The sequence below is a fragment of the Fructobacillus ficulneus genome (genome assembly GCF_001047075.2).
In the GTDB taxonomy this organism is placed as follows: Bacteria; Bacillota; Bacilli; order Lactobacillales; family Lactobacillaceae; genus Fructobacillus; species Fructobacillus ficulneus.
In genome coordinates this window covers 389376-395095 of record NZ_DF968005.1, presented here as the reverse complement: position 1 = coordinate 395095, position 5720 = coordinate 389376, and the positions used below count along the sequence as shown (strand labels likewise).

6 protein-coding genes are annotated in these 5720 nt (G+C 42.2%); 5 read left to right on the top strand and 1 reads right to left on the bottom strand.

The window, feature by feature from the left end; translation table 11 throughout:
* Positions 1 to 876 (bottom strand): amino acid permease (locus tag AOQ29_RS08225; protein WP_242977425.1); only part of this gene is annotated, 876 nt, incomplete at its 3' end.
* Between the two features lie 312 nt (positions 877 to 1188).
* On the opposite strand from AOQ29_RS08225, the gene AOQ29_RS06450 reads away from it, so the two are divergent.
* The 5 genes from AOQ29_RS06450 to AOQ29_RS08220 all read left to right on the top strand — a co-directional run.
* Positions 1189 to 2514 carry an APC family permease gene (locus tag AOQ29_RS06450; RefSeq protein ID WP_061993660.1) on the top strand — a complete coding sequence of 442 codons (1326 nt, stop codon included), beginning with the start codon at positions 1189 to 1191 and terminating at the stop codon, positions 2512 to 2514.
* A gap of 127 nt (positions 2515 to 2641) precedes the next feature.
* Positions 2642 to 3343, top strand: coding sequence for an AzlC family ABC transporter permease (locus AOQ29_RS06445; RefSeq protein ID WP_061993659.1), 702 nt, complete (start codon positions 2642 to 2644; stop codon positions 3341 to 3343).
* A complete protein-coding gene (locus AOQ29_RS06440) occupies positions 3330 to 3653 on the top strand; it encodes a branched-chain amino acid transporter permease (protein ID WP_061993658.1) in 324 nt (107 codons plus the stop codon). Before AOQ29_RS06445 ends, AOQ29_RS06440 begins: the two co-directional genes overlap by 14 nt.
* Positions 3654 to 4083: 430 nt before the next feature.
* Positions 4084 to 4962 (top strand): HNH endonuclease, encoded by an 879-nt coding sequence (locus AOQ29_RS06435; RefSeq protein ID WP_061993657.1) that lies wholly within the window; start codon positions 4084 to 4086, stop codon positions 4960 to 4962.
* Positions 4963 to 5080: 118 nt separating this feature from the next.
* Positions 5081 to 5720, top strand: a 640-nt coding sequence (locus AOQ29_RS08220) for a toprim domain-containing protein (RefSeq protein WP_242977424.1), incomplete at its 3' end; no start/stop codon positions are given.

Below are 5720 nucleotides of genomic sequence, written 5' to 3'. Positions count from 1 at the left end.
AACCCCGGCCGCCGCCGCAGGCAAGCCTGCTAATCGGAAGACTTCCACAAAGGGGCTGCTATTAGCTGAAATGGATGTCCAAGGCGTAATGACCATAATAATGAAGAGGGCCCCAATATAGAAAATCAAAATCCGGAAAACTGTTTCGTTGACGGCCTTTTTCAAAACCTGACGGGGGTTCTTCGTTTCACCAATCGTAATACCGATAAATTCCATCCCCACCATCGAGAAGAAAACGAGGGGAATCGAGCCGATGAAGGCGGTTAAGCCGTGGGGGAAGAGCTGAAAATGGTAAAAAATGTTGCCAAAGCTGGCTTGGTTGCCGGCAGAATCCTTAAATCCGGTCAAAGCCATGGTTATCCCTGTCGCGATCAATGCGACGATGGCGATCACCTTAATGATTGAAAACCAGAATTCCGCTTCGCCAAAGGCCTTAGCAGCCACAATATTCATTAATGATAAGACGGCGAGAAAGCCAATTTGGATTAAGGCCGAGTTCCACGAAGGGAACCAAAATTTAACGTAATCCGCAATGGCCGTCAATTCGGCCATTCCACCAAAAATCAACGACAGCCAGTAGGTAAAACCGGCAAAGACACCGGTACCCAGTCCGAGGTAATTGGTAATGAAGGATACAAAGGTGTGCTCACCAGGTTTGGCATAGAGCATTTCGCCAATTGACCGCATCATAAAGAAGAAAATGACGCCGAGAATAGCATAAAGAATCATAATTGCTGGTCCTGATTGAGAAATGGTGTAACCCGAACCCAAGAACAACCCAGTTCCGATGGTACCACCAATCGCAATCATCTGGACGTGTCGGTTTGACAGGGTTCGTTTGGTGCCATCTTTATTAACTTCTACGCTTTGATCCATAAATATTCTCCTCATTTGGTTGAAACATTGGTCTTACTAGTTAGGTTGGTTATTATCATAAAAGCAACGCCTTACTTCGAACTGTTTTTGTCAGCTATCCTAACGTTGATTGAACAAATGCCCAACAAGAATTCCAGCTAATTGGGCAATCTGCCGAATGTTTGTTTTTTCATTAAAACCGTTCTACAATATCGAATAAGCAGGCGGAAACTTTTAACTTTTTGATTGGTATAGGTTATTGGGTTGCCTAGTGACAGCCAATCTGAGTTTACGTGATGTTGCTGTTCAACTTATAAAAGAGAGGGTATAAAAATGCAGTCGAATAAAAGTAACCGCCAAAAAATTGGCTTCTGGAGTATTGTCCTCCTAGGAATTAACGCCATTATCGGATCCGGGATTTTTCTCCTGCCGAGTGTTGGGATGAAAACTTTTGGGCCTGCCAGCATCTTAGTATTATTTTTTGATACATTTTTAGCACTAGTCATTGCGCTCTGCTTTGCAGAGTGTGCAAATTATTTTGATAAAACCGGTGGGCCTTACCTCTATGCTAAAGAGGCCTTTGGTGACTTTGTTGGCTACGAAGTTGGAATCATTGCCTGGGTCATTCACATTATCGCTGAAGCAACCATCTACGTTGCCTTGGCCACTGCACTGGGAGGACTTTTCCCAGCCCTAGCTAGTCCATTGGCAAAGAACATCATCGTCACTGTTGTTGGCCTTTCATTAATGGCTATCAACTTGAGTGGGGTCAAATTAACCACGGCCATCAATAATGTAGTTACGGTTAGCAAATTGATTCCATTATTACTATTGATTATCGTGGGTATTTTCTTCATCAAACCAACAAACTTCCAACCCTTCTTTATTCCGAAGTTGACCCACACTACTAATTTCGCCGACGCCGCAATCACCATGTTTTATATTTTTACCGGCTTTGAAGCCTTGGGTGTGATTGCTGGTGATATGAAGAATGCCAAAAAGAATTTGCCAAAAGCTCTAATTATTTCATTTGCGGCAGTAGCGACAATCTATATTTTGATTATGGTTGTTAGTATCGGTGTTCTGGGAAATAGCCTTTCTGGTTCAGCAGTGCCATTGCAAGCCACCTTTGAAAAAATTGCCGGTGGTTTTGGTGGAGCCGTAATTTCATTAGGAACTATTTTATCTGCTGGTGGGATTGCAATTGCTGCATCATTCGTTACTCCTCGTGCCGGACTTGCCCTGGCTGAAAACGGTATGATGCCCAAGAAACTAGCCTTAAATAATAAAAAGGGATCACCATACGTTTCAATTCTGGTATCGAGCGCCATAACGTTGACAATTGCCTATTCTGGTTCATTTACTTTGTTGGCGCAAATCAGCGCGGTTTCACGGTTTGCTCAATTTATTCCGACCTGTATTGCCGTCCTGGTCTTCCGGCGCACCAAGAAACTCGACCCACATGCCTTCCGAATTCCATTTGGCCCATTAGTTCCAGTTTTGGCCCTTGGAACCTCGTTTTGGCTTTTGTACTATGTCAAATTAAGTAACTTGGTATTAGGGTTAGGGGCCTTAGTATTGGCCATTCCATTCTACTTTTTAACTAAGAGAAGCCAGCACTCAACCCAAACCAAAGTACAAGAAAACCACGCTTACTAATCAGTCAAAAAACGCTTAACTTGGCGATAACCGAGTTAAGCGTTTTGTTATGTCATTAAAGCTAGCCTAATCCCTTGACTCGTGTTAAATTAGACAGATGCTAATTGTTTGTTGAGGGAGGGGTAGTATGGCTAATCGAAAAGAGACATTTTTATTTGCATTTCGAAAATCGTTACCAATTATGACGGGATTCCTGTTCCTTGGGATGACTTATGGAATTTACATGAACCAGCAAGGTTTTAATTTTTTATATCCAACCCTAATGGCGCTAACCATTTATGGTGGGTCGGTCGAATTTATCATCGCCAACCTATTAACTAAAGCCTTTGATCCTTGGGCTGTCCTAATTGTGACCTTAATTGTCAGCTCGCGACACTTATTTTATGCGATTTCAATGTTGGACAGGTACGGCAATACTGGTTGGCGGAAACCATTTTTGATTTTTGGAATGAGCGACGAAACCTTTTCGCTTAACTATTCCACGAAAGTCCCGCTGGAATTTGATAAGAAGAAAGTCATGTTCACCATTACCATCCTCAACCAAATTTACTGGGTTAGTGGCGCCTGCTTAGGCGGCTTGTTTGGCAGTCTAATTGCCATTAACGTGAAGGGACTATCCTTTGTGATGACCGCCTTATTCATTGTTATGATGACCGATCAGTTCTTGCGCGAAGACCATCACTTTAGTTCTCTGACTGGGCTATTTTTGTCGCTAGGCATTTTAGCTGTGACGGGCAAGACCTACTTCATGCCCATCACTTTGTTCCTCCTTGTTGTGATTTTCGCCATCCTTGAAAAGCGGAAGGAGCGATTTTATGACTTTGACTGAGCAAATCATCACCATTGCCATGGCCGTTATTGGCACAATGGCCACCCGGTTCCTACCATTCTTGGTCTTTTCCAACAGTGAGCGAACACCGGTCTTTATCAAGAGGCTGGGGGACTTCTTACCACCAGCAATCTTGGGAATCCTGGTGGTTTACTGTTATAAAGACGTCTTATTTACGGCTTCTTCGACAGCACTCTTTAGTCTAGTTGCTGGACTAGTCACATTGGCTGTTCATCTCTGGCGTCGGAATATGTTCTTATCGATTTTTGTCGGAACAGCCTGTTATGTATTACTTTGTAACTTTTTATAAAATGAACCTCAATGGTGAAACTACCGGTTGGGTTTTCAAAACAAAAAAGCCTCCGAAAATTAATTCGGAGGTTTTTGCTTACCGTTACCCTAAACTTAGCGAATAAGTTAGGTGGTGGCTCACTGGAAAGAGGTTGTGTGAGGTGGGCACCTATAGAATAGGCTGAAAAATAATATCCAGTCCTGAGAAGGAGACCTAATGATGACGCATTAGGAATTACCACCATGTAACCGGTTCGCCCAAGAGTTAGGTCGCAAAGCTAGCTAGCTCTTTACAAAAATGATTATAACATTAAGATTACTAAAATGACAACAGTATTTTTTAAAATTACAGGTGATATTTTCCAATTCTAACTGACCCTTATTTTTAAAGACGTTATTTATATATATTGTATAATATATTCAAGATAGAGAAGGATATAATACAAAATATGACGGAAAATTCTAAATTAAGTATTGGGCAGATTTATAATAATAATGAAATAATGCAAGCTTTTAAAGTTGCAAATTCCGGTGGCATTCGCTATTCGAAAACAACTCAGTGTGTTGTGATTTTTTCATTTCGCTACACAACAAATGCCAAAGAGATGCCATACCAAGATCAGTGGGTTGGTGATGTTATCCACTATACTGGGCAGGGTATGGAAGGCGACCAAACCCTAACACGAAATAATAAGGTTTTAGCTAATTCATCTGAAAAAGCGATTCAAATTCATTTATTTGAAGCATTCGTTAAAGGTGAAAACATCTATCGTGGACAAGGCCGTTTAATCGATCAGCCTTACACAGTTTCAGAACTTGATAAGAATGGCAACGAACGAATTGTTTATAAATTTCCAATCCAAATAAATGACCAACAAAATTCACTGGATGAACGCCTTCTTCGAGAAGTAGACAATAAAGAAAAACAGATTGTTCGAAAATTAGACGATGCCACTGTTCAAAGATACGCCAAAGAAGCTAGCCGATTAAACCAAGAAATTGTTGATGAAAAGCCTGCTTTAACTGCTAGCTATCGCGAAGTCACTAGTCAACAGTTTGAGCGGAATCCCTATATTGCCCGTTATGTTAAAGACTTGTCTCATGGGTTTTGTGCGCTATGCGGACAGCCAGCTCCGTTCATCGACCAGCAAGGAATACCTTTCTTACACTCACACCATGTCCAGTACTTATCACAGGGTGGCCATGATACGATTAACAACTGTATTGCGGTTTGTCCAAACTGTCATGCTAGAATCCATACACTGGAAGACCCAAAAGATAAGCAGATTTTACTTGATAAAATTGCTAATAGAAAATCAATTATTTAATCTAAAAAATTATTAAATATATACTTCGACACTGGAACCGGCTTTCCGTATAATTTAAGAGTAGTAATCAAACATCGACACAAGTACCATCTCGACTAAATTCAAGGAGCCCAGTTTCATGCCCAAATATTTAATTTTAACTGAAAAATCAAGTGCCCGGCAAAACTTCAAGAGGGCCCTTGGCGGTGAGAGTGGACACTTTGCCGACTTTGACTATGAATTAACGAACCTGCGAGGTCACGTGATGACCTTGGCGGAGCCCCAAGACCAAGTTGGTCCAGAACTGACCAAGCAACTGAAGTCTTGGAAGTTGGCTGACTTACCCTGGGACTTATCGCAGTTTTCATGGAAGCGTACTTACATATCGAGTAAGAATTTTCGGACCGGACGGAAGGAAAGTTCAAAATCCTTATTAACTGACCTGAAGAAGACAGCGAAGGCTGGCTTTGATGCCATCGTGATTGCGACCGATACCGACCCGTCTGGCGAAGGTGATCTGTTGGCCTTTGAAGCCATCGAAGCAATCGGTTGGCAAGGCCAAGTCTTTCGAGCCAACTTTGTTGATGAAAGTGAAAAGGAATTGCAAAAGGCCCTGCGAAACTTGAAGCCAATTCCTGACTTTAGTCAACACGGTCCTTTGCAAAAGGGACTGGCCCGTAACAAGTGGGACTTTGCCTCGATGCAGTTAACTCGGGGAGCGACTACGTTGACTAAGGCAGAGGGCTACCAATTTGTTTCCCGCCAAGGGCGACTGAAGT